The sequence below is a fragment of the Mycobacterium sp. EPa45 genome (genome assembly GCF_001021385.1).
In the GTDB taxonomy this organism is placed as follows: domain Bacteria; phylum Actinomycetota; class Actinomycetes; order Mycobacteriales; family Mycobacteriaceae; genus Mycobacterium.
In genome coordinates, this window is sequence record NZ_CP011773.1 from 1571208 (window position 1) to 1591303 (window position 20096).

General features: G+C 67.4%; 19 protein-coding genes. 10 read left to right on the plus strand and 9 right to left on the minus strand.

Annotated elements, in window-relative coordinates:
• Window positions 1-32: 32 nt before the first annotated feature.
• The 4 genes from AB431_RS07380 to sdhC are packed head-to-tail and all read right to left on the minus strand — an operon-like array spanning window position 33 to window position 3460.
• Window positions 33-803: a succinate dehydrogenase iron-sulfur subunit gene (locus AB431_RS07380; RefSeq protein ID WP_047329385.1), complete on the minus strand. Its 771-nt coding sequence runs from the start codon at window positions 801-803 to the stop codon at window positions 33-35.
• Between the two features lie 2 nt (window positions 804-805).
• The gene (sdhA, locus tag AB431_RS07385) at window positions 806-2560 is read right to left on the minus strand and encodes a succinate dehydrogenase flavoprotein subunit (protein ID WP_047329386.1); all 1755 of its coding nucleotides are present in this window, start codon (window positions 2558-2560) and stop codon (window positions 806-808) included.
• A 19-nt stretch (window positions 2561-2579) separates the two neighbouring features.
• Window positions 2580-3041 carry a succinate dehydrogenase hydrophobic membrane anchor subunit gene (locus tag AB431_RS07390; protein ID WP_047329387.1) on the minus strand — a complete coding sequence of 154 codons (462 nt, stop codon included), beginning with the start codon at window positions 3039-3041 and terminating at the stop codon, window positions 2580-2582.
• Window positions 3038-3460: a succinate dehydrogenase, cytochrome b556 subunit gene (sdhC, locus tag AB431_RS07395; protein WP_082135583.1), complete on the minus strand. Its 423-nt coding sequence runs from the start codon at window positions 3458-3460 to the stop codon at window positions 3038-3040. The genes AB431_RS07390 and sdhC overlap by 4 nt, the downstream gene beginning before the upstream one ends.
• Window positions 3461-3641: 181 nt before the next feature.
• Between sdhC and AB431_RS07400 the strand changes: the two genes are divergently transcribed.
• The 4 genes from AB431_RS07400 (at window position 3642) to AB431_RS07415 (ending at window position 9810) form a co-directional block, all read left to right on the plus strand.
• Window positions 3642-4055 (plus strand): cytidine deaminase, encoded by a 414-nt coding sequence (locus tag AB431_RS07400; RefSeq protein WP_047329388.1) that lies wholly within the window; start codon window positions 3642-3644, stop codon window positions 4053-4055.
• Entirely contained in the window at window positions 4052-5389 is a 1338-nt protein-coding gene (locus AB431_RS07405; RefSeq protein WP_047329389.1) for a thymidine phosphorylase, read from the plus strand. Before AB431_RS07400 ends, AB431_RS07405 begins: the two co-directional genes overlap by 4 nt.
• Window positions 5386-6474 carry an adenosine deaminase gene (locus AB431_RS07410; RefSeq protein WP_047329390.1) on the plus strand — a complete coding sequence of 363 codons (1089 nt, stop codon included), beginning with the start codon at window positions 5386-5388 and terminating at the stop codon, window positions 6472-6474. The genes AB431_RS07405 and AB431_RS07410 overlap by 4 nt, the downstream gene beginning before the upstream one ends.
• Before the next feature lie 171 nt (window positions 6475-6645).
• Entirely contained in the window at window positions 6646-9810 is a 3165-nt protein-coding gene (locus AB431_RS07415; protein WP_082135584.1) for an RND family transporter, read from the plus strand.
• Here AB431_RS07415 and AB431_RS07420 read toward each other — a convergent pair whose 3' ends face one another.
• Window positions 9811-11067 (minus strand): hypothetical protein, encoded by a 1257-nt coding sequence (locus AB431_RS07420; RefSeq protein WP_047329391.1) that lies wholly within the window; start codon window positions 11065-11067, stop codon window positions 9811-9813.
• 44 nt (window positions 11068-11111) lie between these two features.
• Here AB431_RS07420 and AB431_RS07425 point away from each other — a divergent pair, with 44 nt between their 5' ends.
• Window positions 11112-11684: a YdcF family protein gene (locus AB431_RS07425; RefSeq protein ID WP_082135585.1), complete on the plus strand. Its 573-nt coding sequence runs from the start codon at window positions 11112-11114 to the stop codon at window positions 11682-11684.
• 20 nt (window positions 11685-11704) lie between these two features.
• On the plus strand, window positions 11705-12328 hold the full coding sequence (gene upp, locus AB431_RS07430) for a uracil phosphoribosyltransferase (protein WP_047329393.1): 624 nt from the start codon (window positions 11705-11707) through the stop codon (window positions 12326-12328).
• Here upp and AB431_RS07435 read toward each other — a convergent pair whose 3' ends face one another.
• Entirely contained in the window at window positions 12329-13921 is a 1593-nt protein-coding gene (locus tag AB431_RS07435) for a phospho-sugar mutase (RefSeq protein WP_047329394.1), read from the minus strand.
• Entirely contained in the window at window positions 13918-14352 is a 435-nt protein-coding gene (locus AB431_RS07440; RefSeq protein WP_047329395.1) for a MarR family winged helix-turn-helix transcriptional regulator, read from the minus strand. Before AB431_RS07440 ends, AB431_RS07435 begins: the two co-directional genes overlap by 4 nt.
• A gap of 86 nt (window positions 14353-14438) precedes the next feature.
• On the opposite strand from AB431_RS07440, the gene AB431_RS07445 reads away from it, so the two are divergent.
• On the plus strand, window positions 14439-15551 hold the full coding sequence (locus tag AB431_RS07445) for an AbrB family transcriptional regulator (protein WP_047329396.1): 1113 nt from the start codon (window positions 14439-14441) through the stop codon (window positions 15549-15551).
• Here the strand turns inward: AB431_RS07445 and AB431_RS07450 are convergent.
• Window positions 15470-16261, minus strand: coding sequence for a purine-nucleoside phosphorylase (locus AB431_RS07450; RefSeq protein WP_144418444.1), 792 nt, complete (start codon window positions 16259-16261; stop codon window positions 15470-15472). The genes AB431_RS07445 and AB431_RS07450 overlap by 82 nt on opposite strands.
• A gap of 31 nt (window positions 16262-16292) precedes the next feature.
• Between AB431_RS07450 and AB431_RS07455 the strand changes: the two genes are divergently transcribed.
• Genes AB431_RS07455 through galE form a run of 3 tightly spaced genes read left to right on the plus strand, consistent with a single transcriptional unit; the run spans window position 16293 to window position 19605 of the window.
• Window positions 16293-17480 carry a M20 family metallopeptidase gene (locus AB431_RS07455; protein WP_047329397.1) on the plus strand — a complete coding sequence of 396 codons (1188 nt, stop codon included), beginning with the start codon at window positions 16293-16295 and terminating at the stop codon, window positions 17478-17480.
• On the plus strand, window positions 17477-18646 hold the full coding sequence (locus AB431_RS07460; protein WP_047329398.1) for a M20 family metallopeptidase: 1170 nt from the start codon (window positions 17477-17479) through the stop codon (window positions 18644-18646). The genes AB431_RS07455 and AB431_RS07460 overlap by 4 nt, the downstream gene beginning before the upstream one ends.
• Entirely contained in the window at window positions 18646-19605 is a 960-nt protein-coding gene (gene galE / locus AB431_RS07465) for a UDP-glucose 4-epimerase GalE (RefSeq protein ID WP_047329399.1), read from the plus strand. Before AB431_RS07460 ends, galE begins: the two co-directional genes overlap by 1 nt.
• Here the strand turns inward: galE and AB431_RS07470 are convergent.
• Window positions 19602-20084, minus strand: coding sequence for a gamma-glutamylcyclotransferase (locus AB431_RS07470; RefSeq protein ID WP_047329400.1), 483 nt, complete (start codon window positions 20082-20084; stop codon window positions 19602-19604). The two genes, galE and AB431_RS07470, sit on opposite strands and share 4 nt — an antisense overlap.
• Between the last annotated feature and the right edge of the window lie 12 nt (window positions 20085-20096).

Here is a 20096-nt window from a genome sequence, read left to right on the forward strand (position 1 = left end):
AACCGCACAGTGGGCGGCTCGACGAAGGTGAGTCAGCGCGCGAACATCAACGCGCGCTTGACTTCCTGGATCGCCTTGGTGACCTCGATGCCGCGCGGGCAGGCGTCGGTGCAGTTGAACGTGGTGCGGCAGCGCCACACCCCGTCGACGTCGTTGAGGATGTCGAGGCGCTCGGCGGCGCCCTCGTCGCGGCTGTCGAAGATGAAGCGGTGCGCGTTGACGATCGCGGCCGGCCCGAAGTACGACCCTTCGCTCCAGTACACCGGGCAGCTGGTCGTGCAGCAGGCACACAGGATGCACTTGGTGGTGTCGTCGTAGCGGGCCCGGTCGGTCGGGCTCTGAATGCGTTCGCGGGTGGGGGGATTGCCCGAGGTGATCAGATACGGCTTCACCGCGCGGTAGGCGTCGAAGAACGGCTCCATGTTGACCACCAGGTCCTTCTCCACGGCCAGGCCGCGGATCGGCTCGATGGTGATGGTCAGCGGCTTGTCCTTCTTGGGCAACAGGTCGCGCATCAGCACCTTGCACGCCAGCCGGTTGACGCCGTTGATCCGCATCGCGTCCGAGCCGCACACCCCGTGCGCGCACGAGCGGCGGAAGGTCAGCGTCCCGTCCAGGTAGCTCTTCACGTAGATCAGCAGGTTCAGCAACCGATCCGATGGCAGGCAGGGCACCCGAAAGCTCTGGTAGCCGGCGCTGTCGGGATCCTCCGGGTTGAACCGCGCGATCTTGAGTGTCACCATCACCGCGCCGTCCGGAATCGGCGGCAGCGCGGGCTCTTTGCGCTCAGGTGCAATCGTCATCTCTAGTACTTCCGCTCCATCGGCTCGTAGCGGGTCTGCACGACAGGTTTGTAGTCCAGCCGGATGTCGCTGAGGAGCTCATGGCCTTCCTTGTACGCCATGGTGTGCCGCATGTAGTTGGTGTCGTCGCGGTTCGGGTAGTCCTCCCGGGCGTGACCGCCACGAGATTCCTTGCGGTTGAGCGCACCGACGACGGTGACTTCGGCCAGTTCCAGCAGGAATCCCAGCTCGATGGCTTCCAGCAGGTCGCTGTTGTACCGCTTTCCCTTGTCGTGCACACTGATTCGGGCATACCGCTCCTTGAGAGCGTGGATGTCGGTGAGCGCCTGCTTGAGGGTCTCCTCGGTGCGGAACACCGCGGCGTTGTTGTCCATCGACTGCTGCAGCGCGCCGCGGATGTCGGCCACCCGCTCGTTGCCGTGCTCGCTCAGGATGTCGGCGACCCAGTTCACCACCATGCCGGCCGGCTGCTCGGGCAGGTCGACGAAATCGTGGCCGAGGGCGTAATTCGCGGCGGAGATCCCCGCGCGACGGCCGAAGACGTTGATGTCCAGCAGCGAGTTGGTGCCCAGCCGATTGGCGCCGTGCACCGACACACACGCGCATTCGCCGGCGGCGTACAGGCCCGGCACCGTCGTGGTGTTGTCCCGCAACACCTGTCCGGTGACGGTGGTCGGGATACCGCCCATCACGTAGTGGCAGGTGGGGTAGACCGGCACCAGCTCCTTGACCGGGTCGACACCGAGGTAGGTGCGGGCGAACTCGGTGATGTCGGGCAGTTTCGCCTCCAGCACGTCCTCGCCGAGGTGGCGCACGTCGATGTACACGTAGTCCTTGTGCGGGCCGGCGCCGCGGCCTTCCAGGACCTCGAGCACCATCGAGCGGGCGACGATGTCGCGTGGCGCCAGGTCGACGATGGTGGGGGCGTAACGCTCCATGAACCGCTCGCCCTCGCCGTTGAGCAGTCGGCCGCCCTCGCCGCGGACCGCCTCGGAGATGAGGATCCCCAGACCGGCCAGGCCGGTCGGATGGAACTGGTGGAACTCCATGTCCTCCAACGGAAGTCCCTTGCGGAAGACGATCCCCAGGCCGTCGCCGGTCAGCGTGTGTGCGTTGGAGGTGGTCTTGTACATCCGCCCCGAGCCGCCGGTGGCGAACACGATGGCCTTGGCGTGGAATACGTGGATGTCGCCGGTGGCGAGCTCGTAGGCCACCACCCCGCTGGCCACCGGGCCGCTCGGAGTTTCGGTCAGCACCAAGTCCAGCGCATAGAACTCGTTGAAGAACTCCACGTCGTGCTTGACGCAGTTCTGGTACAGCGTCTGCAGGATCATGTGGCCGGTGCGGTCGGCGGCATAACAGGCGCGGCGGACCGGCGCCTTGCCGTGGTCGCGGGTGTGGCCGCCGAACCGGCGCTGGTCGATGCGACCCTCCGGGGTGCGGTTGAACGGCATCCCCATCTTCTCGAGGTCGAGCACCGCGTCGATGGCTTCCTTGGCCATGATCTCGACGGCATCCTGGTCGGCGAGATAGTCACCACCCTTGACGGTGTCGAAGGTGTGCCACTCCCAGTTGTCCTCTTCGACATTGGCCAGCGCCGCGCACATGCCGCCCTGGGCGGCGCCGGTGTGCGAGCGGGTCGGGTACAGCTTGGTCAGCACCGCGGTCCGTACCCGCGGGCCCGCCTCGACAGCGGCGCGCATGCCGGCCCCGCCGGCGCCGACGATGACCACGTCGTAGCGGTGTTCGGTAATCATTTTCGCCTCGAAAGAGCTTCTAGGAGATGTTGGGGTCGAAGGTGAGCAGCACGTAGGTTCCCACCACCAGGGTGATGAGCATCGCGATCACCAGCAGCGAGTTGAGCCAGAACTTCGTCGAGTCCTTGCGGGCGTAGTCACCGATGATCGTGCGGATCCCGTTGCCGCCGTGCAGCTGTGCCAGCCACAACAGCAGCAGGTCCCAGGTCTGCCAGAACGGCGAGGCCCAGCGCTGCGCGACGTAATTGAAGTCGATGCGGTAGACGCCGCCGTCCCACATCAGCCCGATGAACAGGTGACCCAGGGCGAGGAAGATGAGCACGACGCCGGAGAACCGCATGAACAGCCAGGCGTACTTCTCGAAGTTCGGCATGCCGGAGCGCCGGCGGGGGGTGCGCGGGTTGTCCAGCCCGGCCGGGCGGTCGTGGCTGCGTTCCAGGATCGGTGCCGGCGGGCCGAGCCGGCTCTCGGGCGCGCTCATAGAAACCGCTCCGCCATGTGAATGCCGATGATCACCAGCGAGGGCACCATGACCAGCAACCACACCGCGGCCACCGCCCACAGCATCTGCCGTTGATAGCGCGGGCCCTTCCACCAGAAGTCGATGAGGATGATCCGTACGCCGTTGAGTGCGTGATACAGCAGGGCGGCCACCAGGCCGATTTCCATCAGGCCGACGATCGGTGTCTTGTACGTCTCGACGACCTCGTTGTAGGCCTGCGGGCTGACCCGGACCAGGGCGGTGTCGAGGACGTGCACGAAGAGGAAGAAGAAGATCGTGGTGCCGGTGATTCGGTGGAGCACCCACGACCACATGCCGGGGTCGCCGCGGTAAAGGGTGCGCCGTCGTCGTGTCGACTTGTCGCGGGGGGCCGGCACGACCGGTGCCGCTGTACTCATTCAGCGCCTCCAACACCATCGTTGCTTTTGGGTGGACTCTAACTCCGTTTGTACGGCGAAAGAATTACGGTGCAAGGACAACAGGCGGCCATCCGGGCAGATTGTGCCGGTGTGGCCGGCAGGAGACGACTCTGGCGAGGCGGTTGGTGAATGCATTCAGTACGGGCGTGGTTGGCGACGCATGACCGGTGAAATCGAATGGAACCTCTTGCGCGCCAAGGCAATTGATGCAGCGACGAACGCCTACGCGCCATATTCACGGTTCCCGGTCGGGGCCGCTGGGTTGGTCGATGACGGCCGCGTCATCACCGGCTGCAATGTGGAGAATGTCTCATATGGCCTAGGTCTCTGCGCCGAGTGCGCAGTGGTCTGCGCCCTGGTCTCCGGAGGTGGCGGACGGCTGATCGCCGTGGCAGTCGTCGACGGTCGTGGCGCCGCCCTGATGCCGTGCGGGCGCTGCAGGCAGCTCCTTCTCGAGCACGGCGGTCCGGATCTGCTCATCGATCATTCCGACAGCCCGCGTCGGCTGGCCGAACTGCTGCCCGACGCGTTCGGCCCCGACGACCTTGCCCGGATGGAGCGGGAAAAGCCGTGACGCAGTTCACATTCGATGCGCCGACGGTCATCCGGGTCAAGCGCGACGGTGGCCGGCTGTCCGACGCGGCGATCGACTGGGTGATCGACGCCTACACCGACGGCCGGGTCGCCGACGAACAGATGTCGGCGCTGCTGATGGCGATCTTCCTTCGCGGGATGGACCGTGGCGAGATCTCCCGGTGGACGACGGCGATGATCGCGTCCGGCGAACGCCTGGACTTCAGCGATCTGCGCCGCGACGGGCGCCCGATCCCGACCGTGGACAAGCACTCCACCGGTGGTGTGGGCGACAAGATCACCATTCCGCTGGTTGCCGTGGTCGCCGCCTGCGGTGCGGCGGTTCCGCAAGCGGCCGGCCGGGGGCTGGGGCACACCGGCGGCACCCTGGACAAGCTGGAGTCCATTCCCGGATTTACTGCGGAGATCTCCAAAGATCAAGTCCGCCAGCAGTTATCGGAGATCGGCGCGGCCATCTTCGCGGCCGGTGAACTCGCCCCGGCCGACCGTAAGATCTACGCGCTGCGCGATGTCACCGGGACAGTCGAATCGTTGCCGCTGATCGCCAGTTCGGTGATGAGCAAGAAGCTGGCCGAAGGCGCTGACGCTCTGGTGCTCGACGTCAAGGTCGGCCGCGGTGCGTTCCTGAAGACCGAGGCCGAGTCACGGGAACTGGCAGCCACCATGGTCGAGCTGGGTCTGGCCCAGGGTGTGCCGACGAGGGCGATCCTGACCAATATGGACATCCCGCTCGGCCGCGCGGTAGGCAACGCTCTGGAGGTCGCCGAGTCCCTGGAGGTGCTGGCCGGCGGTGGACCCGAGGACGTCGTGGAGCTGACCGTGCGGCTGGCGGCCGAGATGCTGGATCTGGCCGGGATCGACGACCGCGACCCAGCCGAGACCCTGCGTGACGGCACCGCGATGGATCGCTTCCGCGCGCTGGTGACCGCGCAGGGCGGTGATGTTCACGCACAGCTTCCGATCGGTGCCCATTCCGAGACCGTCCCGGCACCGCGGGGCGGCACAATGGGGGACATCGACGCGATGGCGATGGGGCTTGCGGTGTGGCGGCTCGGCGCTGGCCGAGCCGTCCCGGGCCAGCCTGTGCAATTCGGGGCCGGCGTGCGCATCCATCGCCGGCCCGGTGAGCCGGTCAGCCCAGGTGAGCCGCTGTTCACTCTCTACACCGACACCGCCGAGCGGATCCCCGCGGCGATGGCCGAGCTGGCTGGCGGGTTCACCGTCGTCGACTCGGTTCCGATCCCCGGGGCGCTGCGCTCCGGCCCGCCGTTGCCGACGCCACGCCCGCTCATCATCGATCGGATCGTCCGATGACCACACCGCTGACACTGCCCATGATCGGCCGAGCGCCCAAGGCGCTGCTGCACGACCACCTCGACGGCGGCCTGCGCCCGGCCACCGTCCTGGATATCGCCGGTCAGATCGGCTACGACGGGCTCCCCGCGACCGACGAAGCCGGGTTGGCCGAGTTCTTCCGCACCGCCGCCCACAGTGGGTCGCTGGTGCGGTACCTCGAACCATTCGCCCACACCGTCGCGGTCATGCAGACCCCGGAGGCGCTGCACCGGGTGGCGTTCGAGTGCGTCGAGGACCTGGCGGCCGACAACGTGGTGTACGCCGAGGTGCGGTTCGCTCCCGAGCTGCACATCGACCGCGGGCTGTCTCTCGACGAGGTGGTCGACGCGGTGCTGGCCGGGTTCGCGGACGGCGAGAAGGCTGCGGCGGCTGACGGACGTCCCATCGTGGTGCGCTGCCTGGTGACTGCGATGCGCCACGCCGCGCGTTCGCGCGAGATCGCCGCACTGGCAATCCGGTTCCGCGACAAGGGAGTTGTCGGCTTCGACATAGCCGGCGCCGAGGCCGGTTATCCGCCCACCCGCCACCTCGACGCGTTCGAGTACATGCGAAGTAACAACGCCCGCTTCACCATTCACGCGGGTGAGGCGTTCGGATTGCCGTCCATTCACGAGGCACTGGCCTATTGCGGGGCCGATCGATTGGGTCATGGGGTGCGCATCGTCGACGACATCGAGGTGACGGGCGACGGCACAGCCCGGCTGGGGCCGCTGGCGGCAATCCTGCGTGACAAGCGGATCCCGCTGGAGCTGTGCCCGAGCTCGAATGTGCAGACCGGCGCCGTGGACAGCATTGCCAGCCATCCGTTCGATCTGCTCGCCCGGCTGCGTTTCCGCGTCACCGTCAACACCGACAACCGCCTGATGAGCGACACCACGATGAGCCAGGAGATGACCCGCCTGGTCGAGGCGTTCGGTTATGGGTGGAGCGATCTGGAGCGGTTCACGATCAACGCGATGAAGTCGGCGTTCATCCACTTCGACGAGCGGCTGGCGATCATCGACGAGGTGATCAAACCGCGCTATGCGGTACTGATCGGCTGAGGCTCGTCGGCTCCGGCCAAATTGTTTGCTCAGCGTCGAGGCGGAGTCCTTCCCGCCGCGCGCTGGCACCCCGGTGCGCGTACGATCCGATTTGCGGGCGTGGATTCGCCACGAATTGGCCCGCCACCTCGTGATACATCTGCGGGGATTCGCGCGATGTAACTTGGTGTGATGTCCAAGCGCGCCGTTTTGAAGGGCGTGTCAGCGCATAGGCTCTTCACGGGCTTGGGTCGAGCTATCGTTCGCCACCCTCTGCTCGTGATCGCTGCTTGGCTCGTACTGGCGGGGGCGCTGTTCGCCTTCATCACGCCGCTCGCCGTCGTTGCGGCCCGCAACCCGCCGAGTTTCCTTCCCGCGGACGCTCCGGTTCTGCAATCCGTCAAGAAGATGCAGGGTGCCTTTCACGAAGCCGACGCGGGCAATTTCGCGGCGATCATCCTCAGCGATGAGAACGGGCTGACACCGGCCGACGAGGACGCCTATCGAAGGATCGTCGACAGGCTCAAGGACGACACCAAGAACGTCACGTCGCTCCAGGACTTCCTGCGCACCCCGGAACTGAAAGAGGTGATGACCAGCAAGGACAAGAAAGCCTGGAACCTGCCGGTCAGTATGACCGGGACAATGGGCGCCCCGGACGGGCAGGAGGCGTACCGCAACGTCATCAAGACCGTCCAGGATGCGGCGAAGGGCTCATCACTGCAGGTCAACGTCGTTGGCGGCGGCGCGACGCTCGAGGATATGAACGCCATCGGTGCAGAAGATCAGCACATGATCGAGATTGCCACCGTCGGCCTGGTCTTCTCGATCCTGCTGCTGGTCTATCGCAGCCTGCTGGCGATGCTGATGCCGCTGATCACCATCGGCATCTCGCTGGTGGTCGCGCAGCAGGCCGTCGCGGGTCTCGGTGAGCTCGGGTTGGGCCTGGGCCCGCAGACGATGATGTTGATGACCGGCATGATCATGGGCGCCGGCATCGATTACGGCGTCTTCCTCTACAGCCGATATCAGGAGCTCACCAAGACCGGGATGGTGTCCGACGCTGCGCTTGTCGAGGCACTGAGCTCGATCGGCGAGGTGATCGCCGGATCGGCGGGCACGGTCGCGCTGACATTCCTCGGAATGTCGTTCACCAAACTGGCGATCTTCTCCACTGTGGGGCCTGCCCTGACGGTCACGATCGTGGTGGGCTTCCTGGCCTCGATCACCCTGCTGCCGGCCTTCATCGTGCTGGCGGGCAGGCGGGGATGGATCAAGCAACGACGCGACATCACGGGTCGGCTGTGGCGGCGCTCCGGTGTCATGATCGTCCGCCGCCCCGTTGCGCTGCTGGCGACCAGCGTGGTGATTCTTGGTGCGTTGGCCGCCACCACCACGCAGATGAGGTTCAACTACGACGACCGCAAGAACCTGCCGCAGGACTCCGCGAGCAACCACGCCTACGAGGTGATGGACAGGCACTTCCCGATCAGCGGCACGCTGCAGCAGTTCCTGTTCATCCAGTCCCCGAAGGATCTGCGCAGCCCGAAGGCGTTGGCCGACATGGAGCAGATGGCCGCGCGTATCGCGCAGCTGCCCGACATCGACATGGTCCGCGGCATCACCCGCCCGACCGGCCAGGTGCTCGAGCAGGCCAAGACGACGTATCAGGCCGGTGAAGTCGGCACGAAGCTCGGTGATGCGTCCAATCTGATCCATACCAACGACGACAACCTCAGCCTCCTCTCGGGCGGTGCGGGCAAGATGGCCGACGTCCTCGGTGAGATCCGCAATCAGGTGGTGGGATCGATTGCCAGCGTCCGGGGCTTGGCGAGCGCGCTGGATGCCATGTCGCAGAAGTTCGGCGGCTCCAAGACACTGGACCAGATCGACAAGACCGCCTCACTGACGATCAGCATGCGGTCGCTGGGTGATTCGTTGGGGTTGAGCATTCTGCGGGTCACCGGCATCGGCGACTGGGCCGAGCCGATGCTCAAGGCGCTCAACGTGAGCCCGGAGTGCGATGCGGACCCCGCATGCGTCAACTCCCGATCCGACCTGCAGAAGATCGTCGACGTCGCCAACACGCCCGCCGTCAAGTCCATCGAGGAATTCGCCCGTGAGTTGTCCAAGACCGACGGCTCTCAGCGGCTTGACCAGTCCGTCCACGATCTGAGCCAGAGCGTCCAGAAAGCGACGTCGGCGGCCCGTTCACTCGGCGTGGGTCAACCGGGCGGGGTCGAGAAGAAACTCAACGACGCGGTGACGGGCGTCAACACGCTCGCCGATTCCAGTCGCCAACTCGCCATAGGTGTCCAGACTCTGGTGGATCAGACCCGCAACCTCGGGCAGGGTCTGGATCAGGCCTCGTCGTTCCTGTTGGCGATGAAGCGGGAGGCTGCGGACCCGCCGATGTCGGGCTTCTACATTCCGCCGCAGGTGCTCACGATGGACGAGTTCAAGAAGGCCGCCAAGCTGTTCGTCTCCGAGGACGGCCATTCCGCGCGCTATCTGATCCAGACGTCGCTGAACCCGTTCAGCACCGAGGCGATGGACCAGACCAAGCTGATCGTCAGCACCGCGAACGCCGCAACGCCGAACACGCAGCTGGCCGGTGCCGACATCTCGATGGTGGGCTTCTCGTCGATCAACGCCAACGTCCGAGACTTCTACGACTCAGACTTCGTCTACATCCTGTGCATGACGCTGACGGTCGTCTTCTTGATCTTGATACTGCTGCTGCGTGCGGTCGTCGCGCCGCTGTATCTGGTGTTGTCGGTGGTGTTGTCGTACGGCGCCGCGCTCGGCATCGGAGTCGTGTTGTTCCAGTTCATCCTGGGTAAGGACCTGGCTTGGGGCGTGCCGGGAATCGCGTTCATGGTGCTCGTCGCCGTCGGTGCCGACTACAACCTGCTGCTGATCTCGCGGATCCGCGACGAGGCCAAATACGGTGTGCGGTCGGCGGTCATCCGCACTGTCGGCGCCACCGGCGGCGTGATCACGTCGGCGGGCCTGATTTTCGCGGCATCGATGATGGCCCTGACCGTGAGCAGTGTCCTCACCGCCGCGCAGATCGGCTTCGTGATCGGCGTGGGCCTTCTGCTCGACACGTTCCTGGTCCGCACGCTCACCGTGCCGGCCGCCGCCGTGCTGGTCGGCAACGCCAACTGGTGGCCGTCCAAACCGCCGAGCGTCAAGTACCAGGCGGCCAAGTTGGCCGAATCCCGGGCCGCCGCGACCGCGCCGGTCGCGGTCCTCGAACGCGAGGCGCAGGACGAGGCGGAGGACGACGTGCCCACCGAGCCGACAGTCGATGAGTCGGTGTGGGAAGCAGAAGGTGGAGCGACGCGGGAGTGACTATTCGCGGCGCAGCCGCGACTCCACGAACCGCTCGACTTCGTCCCACTCCTTGACTGCCGCCGTGTACGGGCCGGCCGGCCGCGAGTTCTCCTCGGGGTCGAGCACGTAGTCGACGAGTTTGCCCAGCGGGCGGTCCTCGGCCAGCAGTTTGTCGGCGGTGTCCTCCTCGGAGTACTCACCGATATCGCGCACCAGCTCGATGGCCAGCTCCAGCTGGTCGTGGTCGATCGCATCCGGACCGTCGGCGATGTCGTCCGACAGGCCGGTCAGCACGTAGATGTTGTCCTCGGTGACGTCGACGCGCAGCGAGCCGTCGGTGGCCGCAGTGCGGATGTCGTCGTAGGTGCTCAGGTCCGACAGGTCGTGGTCGTGCTCGTCGGCCAGGTAGCGGGCCAGCGCGCGCTCCGAGGTGAAGACGCTGACACGGCCGTTGCGGCCGAGGAAGATCGGCCTGTCGTCGAAGTAGCAGCGCAGCGTGTAGAACGTTCCCGAGCTGGCCTGGATACGAACCGGGTCGATGCCGACCTCGGCCCAGAAGTCCTCCTGGCTTCCGAGCACGACATCGTCCTGAGGCGCCGGCTCGACGGCCTCGGCGTCGTCCGCCTCGGCTTCGTCGGCCTCGACCTCGTCGACCTCGTCGACCTCTTCCTCCTCGTACGGTTCCTCGAGCTCGTCGGCCGCCAGCTTGGCCGCCCGCTCGTCGACCTCGGGCACCGAGATCACCTCGTCGACCGCCGCCAGCACGCTGTCCCACCCGCGGGCGACGATGTCACCGACGATGCGCCAGCGCTTGAGGCCCGGCTTGCCGCTGAACTGCTCGTAGCCGCCCGAGAGCAACCCGAGGTTGGGGTTGCCGTTGAAGAACCGGGTGACAGCGGGCAGCTCGCACACCGAACCGATCGAGGAGACGACGGCCATGGTGTTGGCCAGCGCGGTCACCGCCTCCTCGGTGGGCTTCTCCGAGAGCAACTCCTCGACGGCCACCAGGTCGGCCTCACGGTCCGCGGCCGGCTTCAACTTGTGGGCGTTGGCCTTGGTCAGGTCCTCCCACGCCGGGTGATCGGTGAGGTCGTTGTCGGTGTTCGTGCGCACGAACGCGGCCAGGTCCGCCACCGACTCGAAGGCAAACAGGTCGTCGTCCTTACCGAGAAACGCCTCCCACTCGTCGCCGCCATCGCGCCAGCGCGGCGCCCACAGGGTGTACAGGTCACCAGCGGTCACGCCGACGCGGACCGGAACGAGCTCAGCAGACATGCCGCACAGCCTAACGACGCTTGCTGACGGGTAGCCTGCCCCCCGTGGGGAGGGTGCGTCGCGCGCTGGCGGTTCTGGCGGCTGTCGGCCTGGGCGTCACCGGCGTCCTGGCGGTCACCGGCTACTTCTTGTTCACTCGTCCCCACAGCGACCCCCTGACGAAAGCCGACGCCATCGTGGTACTCGGCGGTGAGAACGACGGCCGCGTCGAGTACGGTCTGAGCCTCGCCAGACAGGGTTACGCCAACACCGTGGTGCTGTCGAATTCGTACCAGGACAAGCCTGCCGACCTTCCCGTTTTCCAGCAGGCCTGCGCCTCGGGCACGGCGACCATCACCGTCATCTGCTTTGTTCCCGACCCCTACACCACCCGGGGTGAAGCGATGTACGTGTCGCGGCTTGCCAAGCAGCACAACTGGTCTCACGTGATCGTGGTGTCCTGGAATTACCACACCGTGCGCGCCCGCTACATCTTTCATCAGTGCTTCGACGGCGCTGTCACGATGCATCCGGTACCACGGTCCTACGACTTCGCGCCCTGGTATTGGGCTGTGCAGTACGCCTACCAGTTCGGGGGGCTCGCCAAAGCTCTTCTGCTCGGCTGCGATACCCGCTGAGGCTCCTCTAGTCTCTGCGGATGGACGTGTGCGTTATCGACCACCCGCTGGCCAGAGCGCGGCTGACCACCCTGCGTGACGAGCGCACCGACAACGCGGCCTTCCGCGCCGCCCTCCGCGACCTGACCCACATGCTGGTCTACGAAGCCACCCGTGACGTGGTGTGCGAAGAGGTCACCGTCCGCACCCCGATCGCCGAGACCGTGGGCTCCCGCCTGGCGGCCCCGCCGCTGCTGGTGCCGGTGCTTCGGGCCGGACTGGGGATGGTCGACCAGGCGCATGCGCTGATGCCGGAGGCGCGGGTCGGGTTCGTCGGTGTGGCTCGGGACGAGACCACGCACCAGCCCACGCCCTATCTGGAGTCCCTGCCCGATGACCTGAGCACTCAGCCCGTCATGGTGCTCGACCCGATGCTGGCAACCGGGGGTTCGATGGCGCACACGATCACGCTGCTCCACGAGCGCGGCGCGCGCGACATCACGCTGGTGTGTGTGGTGTGTGCACCGGAGGGGATTGCCGCGGTGGACCGAGTTGCTCCGTCAGCGCGGCTGTTCACCGCCACCATCGACGAGGGCCTCAACGACGTCGCCTACATCGTGCCCGGCCTCGGAGACGCCGGTGACCGGCAGTTCGGGCCGCGCTGACTACCAGCTCTGCGCGTTCTTCAGGAGCTGCTGCGCGACGGCGTTGGCCTGCCGGCGTGCCTCGACCAGGTTGGCGCTGACTGCCTGGCCAACTTCGAAGTAACACTTGACCTTTGGTTCGGTCCCCGAGGGTCGGACCACCACCCGCACCGACGTTTGCCGGTCACCGCCGGTCACGAACACCGCATCCGCCTGCTCGGTGGCGTGCACCGCGAATCCTGCCAGCTCAGTGGGCGGGTCGGTGCGCAGCCGGGTCATCATCGCGGCCGCCTCGTCAGCGTCGGCGACCCGGCGGGACAGTGCTGCCGTGGTGTGCACGCCATGGCGCAGAGCGAGCCGGTCGAGGGCACTGGTAATCGAATCACCTTGTGCGGCAAGGTGTGCCACCAGGTCGCAGAACAGCACTGCGGCACTGATGCCATCCTTGTCGCGGACGGCGTCCGGGTCGACGCAATGGCCGATGGCTTCTTCGTAGGCGTAGACCAAGGTGCACCCGGGCAGTTCGGCATCGGCGCGTGCCAGCCACTTGAACCCGGTCAGCGTCACCACGTGGCGAGCACCGTGATCGGCCGCGATCTTGGCGAGTAATTGCGAGGAGACCACGCTGCTGGCCACCACGCTGGTGGCTGCGTGCTCGGGGTCCAGCGACGACAGAATGTAATCGCCCAGCAGCCAACCGGTTTCGTCACCGGACAGCATCCGCCAACCATCCGGCCCCGGGATGCCGACGGCGCACCGGTCGGCGTCGGGGTCCAGGGCGATGGCGATGTCGGCACCGACGCTGTCGGCCAGCTCGAGCAGGGCGTCCGCCGCACCGGGTTCCTCCGGGTTGGGAAAGTCGACCGTCGGGAAATCCGGGTCGGGGGCGAATTGGCTTGCCACCGTGCGCACATCGTCGATTCCGGCCGCGTGCAGGGTGCGCAGCGCGAGTTCGCCACCGACACCGTGCATCGCCGTCAGCGCCACCCGCGGCGCGCCGTGGTCGTCACGACGCACCGTCGCCGCGCGGGCTACGTACGCATCCACCAGTGTCTCGTCCGCAGGCTGCACGGGCCGGCGCGGGATCTCGTCGGCGGGCGGTGCGGCCGCGATCGCCGCCTCGATGTCTCGATCGGCCGGCGGGACGATCTGCAGCCCGCCATCGAAGTAGACCTTGTAGCCGTTGTCGGACCGGGGATTGTGCGAGGCGGTGACCTGTACTCCGGCAGCGGCACCGGTGTGCCGGACCGCGAACGCGACGACCGGTGTTGGCACCGGGTGATCCCAGGTGATCACCGAGAACCCCTGCGCAGCAAATACTTCCGCGGCAGCGACGGCAAACTGCGCCGAACCGTGCCGGGCGTCACGGCCGACCACGACCGTCGACCCGCCCAGGTAGCGGTCGGTCAGCACCCGGGCCACCGCCCAGGTCGCACGCAGCACGACGGCGAGGTTCATCGAGTCCGGGCCGCCGCGGACCGGCCCACGCAGGCCGGCGGTGCCGAATGTCAACGGCCGGGCGAACCGTGCGGCCAGCTCGTCGGGATCCAGCGCGGCAAGTTCGGCGGCCGTGACCGGATCCGGGTCGTGGGCGATCCAGTCCTCGGGGGTCACGGCACCGATTGTGCCCCGAGGTCGGCGTCGACGAGCTTGCGCAGTACCGGCGCGGTCAGCAGGAGCAGGTTGAACTCCAGCTCGGAGAGGTGGCCACGCATCATCTCGTGCAGCCAGGCGTCGCGCTGAGCCCGGTCGCGCAGAAGGAGCTCCAAGCCCTGCGGGGTCAGCTCGATCAGCTGCCGTCGGCGGTCGGCATCGTCCGGCCGACGCGACACGAGTCCGCGGGTCTCGAGGTCGTTGATGCTGTCGGTGAGTGACTGCGCCCGTACCTGCAGGCGGGCGGCGATCTCGGCTGGCGTGGTCACCCCGGCCCGGCTCACGTCGCCGAGGACCTCGAGTTGGCTGAGCGTCAGCCCGTTGTCGGGACGGTGCCTGCGAAGCTGGCGAGCGAGCGCCATCGTGGCCTCCCGCAACTCGCTTACGGTCATATTCCAAGTTATACCTTGTCAATTAGTGAGCTATCTCGCCTGAAACGCTGATGACAGGCGTCAAACATCAAGGGCATACTTGTTATATGCGATGGATCCTGCTGGTGCTGGTGACGATCGGCGTCACCGTGCCGCTGGATCGTCTCGGTGTGCCGTCGGCTGCACTGTTCGCCGCCCTGCTGGTCGGCATCGTGCTCGCGATCGCCCGGCTGGCGCCCGCGAGTGTGCCGCGCCGCGCGGGCCTGGCCGCCCAGGGCGTGCTCGGCGTCTACATCGGCACCATGGTGCATTCCGACGCGCTGTCGGCGCTCGGGCCGAACTGGCCCGTGGTACTCGGCGTCGGTGTGATCACGTTGCTGCTCAGCATCGGCGCCGGGGCACTGCTCGGCCTGCGCCGGGACATCAGCGCCCTCACCGGTGCGCTGGCACTGGTGGCCGGGGGAGCGTCCGGTCTGGTCGCGATCGCGCGCGAACTCGGGGGCGACGATCGCGTGGTCGCCGTCGTCCAGTACCTGCGGGTCGCGGTCATCACCGCCTCGATGCCTGTCGTCGTCACCGTGATCTATCACGCCGAACGATCCGCCGGCGCCTCGCAGACCGCGCAGTCCCATTCCGCCCCTTGGTATCTGAACCTGACGATGATCGTCGTGCTGATAGTCATCGGCGCGGCGGCGGGGCGGCTGGCCCGGTTACCGGGGTCCGGTCTGCTCGGCCCGATGGCGCTGACGATCGTGGCCGAGCTCAGCGGGGTGTCCTTCGGGCTGGCCGTACCTGTCTTGCTGGTGTCGGTGTCGTACATGTTGATCGGCTGGCAGGCCGGGGTGGCGTTCACCCGGGAGTCGCTCCGCGCGATCGAGCGGCTGTTGCCGGCCGCCCTCGGATTGATCGTTCTGCTCAACGTCGCGACCGCCGGCTTGGGCGTGGCGCTGTCCAAGATCGCCGGCGTCAGCATGCTCGACGGCTACCTCGCCACCAGCCCGGGCGGCATCTACGCGGTGCTGGCCACCGCGGTGGAGACCGGCTCCAACGTCACGTTCATCATCGCCGCGCAGGTGCTGCGGGTCTTGCTCATGCTGTTCGCGGCGCCGCTGCTGGCGCGCGGATTCGTGCGGCTGGCCTACAGGCGCGCCAGCACCGACGCCAGCAGCGAGCCCATCGCGGTGGCCGACGCCCGGCCGGCCGCCAACACCTCGTCGTGACTCAGCGGCTCGCCGGTCATGCCGGCGGCCAGGTTCGTCACCAGCGATAACCCCAGCACCTCGGCGCCCACCGCACGGGCGGCGATGGTCTCGTGCACTGTCGACATCCCGACCAGATCGGCGCCCAACGTCCGCAGCATCCGGATCTCGGCGGGCGTCTCGTAGTGCGGACCGGGTACTCCGGCGTAGACGCCCTCGGTCAGGCTCGAGTCGACGTCACGGGCCAGCGCCCGCAGCCGCGGCGAGTACGCGTCGACGAGGTCGACGAACTGCGCCCCGACCATCGGAGAGCGGGCGGTGAGGTTGAGGTGGTCGGCGATCAGCACCGGCTGGCCCACCTGATACTCCGGTCGCAGGCCGCCGGCGGCGTTGGTCAACACCACGACCTCGGCGCCCGCCGCCCGGGCGGTCCGCACCGGATGGACGATGGTGCGCAGGTCATGGCCCTCGTAGGCGTGGATGCGGCCCAGCAGCACCAGGACGTTGTGCGAACCCAGCGGCACCGACAGCACCCGGCCGCGATGGCCCAGCGCCGACGGCGGCGTGAAGCCGGGGATGGTCGACATCGGGATCTCGGCGACCGGTGTTCCCAGCGCCGCGGCCGCCGGCGCCCACCCCGATCCGAGGACCACGGCGACGTCGTGGCGCGGTACGCCGCTGTGCTGCGCGATCACCGCTGCGGCGTGCTCGGCGTCTGGACTCACAGCCAGCGAGCCTAGCCGTGAATGCGATACTTCGTTGATGCCTACAGCCACAGCGTCGACGCGCGTCGAAGACGTGGTCGCGGCGCGTGGTGGTGATCTGATCGAGCTCTCGCACGCCATCCATGCCGAGCCCGAGCTCGCCTTCAACGAGCACCGCAGCTGCGCCAAAACGCAGGCGCTGGTGGCCGAGCGCGGCTTTGAGATCACTGCGGCCGCGGGCGGATTGGACACCGCGTTCCGGGCCGACTTCGGGTCCGGCCCGCTGGTCATCGGGATCTGCGCCGAATACGACGCGTTGCCCGGCATCGGGCACGCGTGCGGGCACAACATCATCGCGGCGTCCGCGGTCGGGACCGCCCTGGCCCTTGCCGAGGTGGCCGACGAACTCGGGTTGACCGTCGCGCTGATCGGAACTCCCGCCGAGGAGTCCGGCGGCGGCAAAGCCCTGCTGATCGACGCCGGGGTGTTCGACGACGTCGCGGCGGCCGTCATGCTGCACCCCGGTCCGATCGACATCGCGGCCGCGCGCTCGCTGGCGCTCTCGGAGGTGATCGTCACCTACACCGGCCGGGAATCGCATGCCGCGGTCGCACCGCATCTGGGGATCAACGCCGCGGATGCGGTGACTGTCGCGCAGGTGGCGATCGGCTTGTTGCGCCAGCAGATGGCACCCGGGCAGCTGACCCACGGGATCGTCACCGAGGGCGGGGCGGCCACCAACATCATCCCCGGGCGCGCGCGACTGCAGTACACGATGCGGGCTCCTCACACCGATTCGCTGCAGGAACTGGAGGCCAAGATGCGCGGCTGCTTCGCAGCGGGTGCGGTTGCGACCGGGTGTGAGCACGAGATCGCCGAAGCCGCACCGCCGTACGCGGAGTTGACCCCTGACCCGTGGCTGACCGAGGTGTTCCGCGACGAGATGACCAAGATGGGCCGCAACCCGGTGCCCGCCGAGGTGGAAGCCGGCATGCCGCTGGGCAGCACCGACATGGGCAACGTGACGCAGTTGCTGCCCGGCATCCACCCCGTGGTGGGGGTGGAATCGAACGGCGCGGTGATCCATCAGCCCGGGTTCACCGTTGCCGCCGCGAGCGTCAGCGGTGACCGTGCCGTCACCGAGGGAGCAATCATGTTGGCGCGCACCGTCGTCCGGCTGGCGCAGACACCTGCCGAGCGAGATCGGGTGCTGGAGTTGCGGGATCGTCGGGGGGTGCGACCATGAGTATCGCGGACACGTGCGAATCCTGGTTGGCCGGACATTTCGACGATCTGGTCCAGTGGCGCAGGCACATCCACCGCTATCCCGAGCTGGGGCGCCAGGAGTTCGCCACCACGCAGTTCGTCGCCGACCGGCTGGTCGAAGCCGGGTTGAACCCGAAGGTGCTGCCCGGCGGGACCGGGCTGACGTGTGACTTCGGCCCCGAGCACGCGCCGCGGATCGCGCTGCGCGCCGATATGGATGCACTGCCGATGGCCGAGCGCACCGGCGCGCCCTACAGCTCAACGATGCCGAACATCGCGCATGCGTGCGGACACGACGCCCACACCGCGATGCTGATCGGAGCCGCGACCGCACTGGCGTCCGTGCCCGAGCTACCGGTCGGGGTGCGGCTGATCTTCCAGGCCGCCGAGGAGCTGATGCCGGGTGGCGCGATCGACGCCATCTCGGCCGGTGCGCTGTCGGGGGTGTCGCGAATCTTCGCGCTGCACTGCGACCCCCGGCTGGCGGTCGGCCGGGTTGCGATCATCCCGGGGCCCATCACCTCGGCTGCGGACTCGATCGAGATCACGCTGCACTCGGCCGGTGGGCACACATCGCGGCCCCATCTGACGTCGGATCTGGTGTACGGGATGGGCACGCTGATCACCGGGCTGCCCGGGGTGCTGTCCAGGCGAGTCGACCCGCGGCACTCGACGGTCATGGTCTGGGGTGCGGCCAATGCGGGTGTCGCGGCCAATGCGATCCCGCAGACCGGCACGCTGGCGGGCACCGTGCGAACCGCCAGCCGGGAGACCTGGGTCGGCATGGAAAGCCTTGTGCACGAGATTGTTTCGGGCCTGTTGGCACCGCTGGGGATCGAGCACACGTTGAACTATCACCGGGGCGTGCCGCCGGTGGTCAACGAGGAACGTTCGACACAGATCATGACGCACGCCATCGAGGCGGTGGCGCCCGACGCGCTGGCCGACACCCGTCAGTCCGGTGGCGGCGAGGACTTCTCCTGGTATCTCGAGGAGGTGCCCGGCGCGATGGCACGCCTCGGGGTGTGGAGCGGCCGCGGCCCGCAATTGGATCTGCACCAGCCGACATTCGACCTCGACGAGCGTGCGCTGGCCGTGGGAGTTCGGGTGCTGGTCAACATCGTCGAGCAGTCAGCGGAGTTCTGATGAAACTTCTCGTCACCGGCGGGGCGGGATACGTCGGGAGCGTGTGCGCGGCGGTGCTCGTGGAACAGGGCCACGAGGTGGTGGTCGTCGACGACCTGTCGACCGGCAACGCCGATGCGGTGCCGGGCGGCGCGCAGTTCGTCCAGGCCGACATGGTCCAGGTCGCACCGGATCTGCTCGGTGACGGCTCCTTTGACGGCGTTCTGCACTTCGCCGCGAAATCTCTGGTGGGCGAGTCGGTCGAGGCGCCGGAGCGGTACTGGAACGGCAACGTCATCAAGACTCTGCAACTGCTCGAGGCGATCCGCACCGCCGGCGTGCCGCGGCTGGTGTTCTCCTCGACCGCGGCGACCTATGGCGAGCCGGAGTCGGTTCCGATCACCGAGGATGCACCGACCAAGCCGACCAACGCCTACGGCGCCACGAAGCTGGCGATCGACCACGCGATCACGTCGTACGCCCGCGCGCACGGACTGGCCGCCACGAGCCTGCGCTACTTCAACGTCGCCGGTGCGTACGCCGGGTTCGGTGAGCGGCATGCCACCGAGACGCACCTGATTCCGCTGGTGCTGCAGGTTGCGACCGGTCAGCGGCCCGAGATCCTGGTGTTCGGCAATGACTGGCCGACGCCGGATGGCACCTGCCTGCGCGACTACATCCACGTTCGCGATCTGGCCGATGCGCACGTGTTGGCGCTGCAGACCGCGCAGCCGGGAGAGCACCGCATCTACAACCTCGGCAACGGCACCGGCTTCTCGGTTCGTGAGGTGATCGCCAGTTGTGAGCGGGTCACCGGCACGCCGATCGCGGCACGCGATGTCGAGCGCCGGGCCGGCGATCCCGCCGTGCTGATCGCGTCGAGCGAGAAAGCCATCACCGAGCTCGGCTGGCAGCCGCAGCACACCGGGATTGATGAGATCGTTTCCGACGCTTGGGAATTCACCCGTTCGCGGAGTTAGCCGCTGCCGTGGCCCGGGCCGATATTGCGCGCCGGGCGGGTGCGCAGGTCATGCACGTACTCCGCAGGCGCGCCCGCGATCTCAGCGGCATCCGCCATCACGCCGAGATAGCGCGCCGACGGTAGCCCACCCTCCCAGGCGTCCAGCACATAGAGCCAGGCGAGCACGGGATCGTTTGTGGTGTCGGTGGATTCGCACTCGATACGGCATCTGATCTTCTTGTGGAAGCCCAGCTCCGAGCCTTCCCAGCGGTCCAGGTTCTGCTCGTCGGCAGTCGTCATGTCGTAGAGCACCACGAACACCTTGGAGTCAGGATCCTCGACCAGAGTTGCCAGGGCACCCTCCCAGCCGATGTCCTCACCGGCGAACGTCAGCCGCCAGCCGTGCAACCAGCCGGTGCCGGCCATCGGGGAATGCGGCGCACGCTCCAGCATCTGCTCGGGATGCATGTTTGACCCATAGGCGGCGTAGAGCGGCACGGGGAAAGCCTA

Excerpts from the sequence above, each read along its gene's own strand:
- AB431_RS07380 (WP_047329385.1), bottom strand. The coding sequence starts at position 803 with ATGACGATTGCACCTGAGCGCAAAGAGCCCGCGCTGCCGCCGATTCCG.
- sdhA (WP_047329386.1), bottom strand. The coding sequence starts at position 2,560 with ATGATTACCGAACACCGCTACGACGTGGTCATCGTCGGCGCCGGCGGG.
- AB431_RS07390 (WP_047329387.1), bottom strand. The coding sequence starts at position 3,041 with ATGAGCGCGCCCGAGAGCCGGCTCGGCCCGCCGGCACCGATCCTGGAA.
- sdhC (WP_082135583.1), bottom strand. The coding sequence starts at position 3,460 with ATGAGTACAGCGGCACCGGTCGTGCCGGCCCCCCGCGACAAGTCGACA.
- AB431_RS07400 (WP_047329388.1), top strand. The coding sequence starts at position 3,642 with ATGACCGGTGAAATCGAATGGAACCTCTTGCGCGCCAAGGCAATTGAT.
- AB431_RS07410 (WP_047329390.1), top strand. The coding sequence starts at position 5,386 with ATGACCACACCGCTGACACTGCCCATGATCGGCCGAGCGCCCAAGGCG.
- AB431_RS07415 (WP_082135584.1), top strand. The coding sequence starts at position 6,646 with ATGTCCAAGCGCGCCGTTTTGAAGGGCGTGTCAGCGCATAGGCTCTTC.
- AB431_RS07420 (WP_047329391.1), bottom strand. The coding sequence starts at position 11,067 with ATGTCTGCTGAGCTCGTTCCGGTCCGCGTCGGCGTGACCGCTGGTGAC.
- upp (WP_047329393.1), top strand. The coding sequence starts at position 11,705 with ATGGACGTGTGCGTTATCGACCACCCGCTGGCCAGAGCGCGGCTGACC.
- AB431_RS07440 (WP_047329395.1), bottom strand. The coding sequence starts at position 14,352 with ATGACCGTAAGCGAGTTGCGGGAGGCCACGATGGCGCTCGCTCGCCAG.
- AB431_RS07445 (WP_047329396.1), top strand. The coding sequence starts at position 14,439 with ATGCGATGGATCCTGCTGGTGCTGGTGACGATCGGCGTCACCGTGCCG.
- AB431_RS07455 (WP_047329397.1), top strand. The coding sequence starts at position 16,293 with ATGCCTACAGCCACAGCGTCGACGCGCGTCGAAGACGTGGTCGCGGCG.
- AB431_RS07460 (WP_047329398.1), top strand. The coding sequence starts at position 17,477 with ATGAGTATCGCGGACACGTGCGAATCCTGGTTGGCCGGACATTTCGAC.
- galE (WP_047329399.1), top strand. The coding sequence starts at position 18,646 with ATGAAACTTCTCGTCACCGGCGGGGCGGGATACGTCGGGAGCGTGTGC.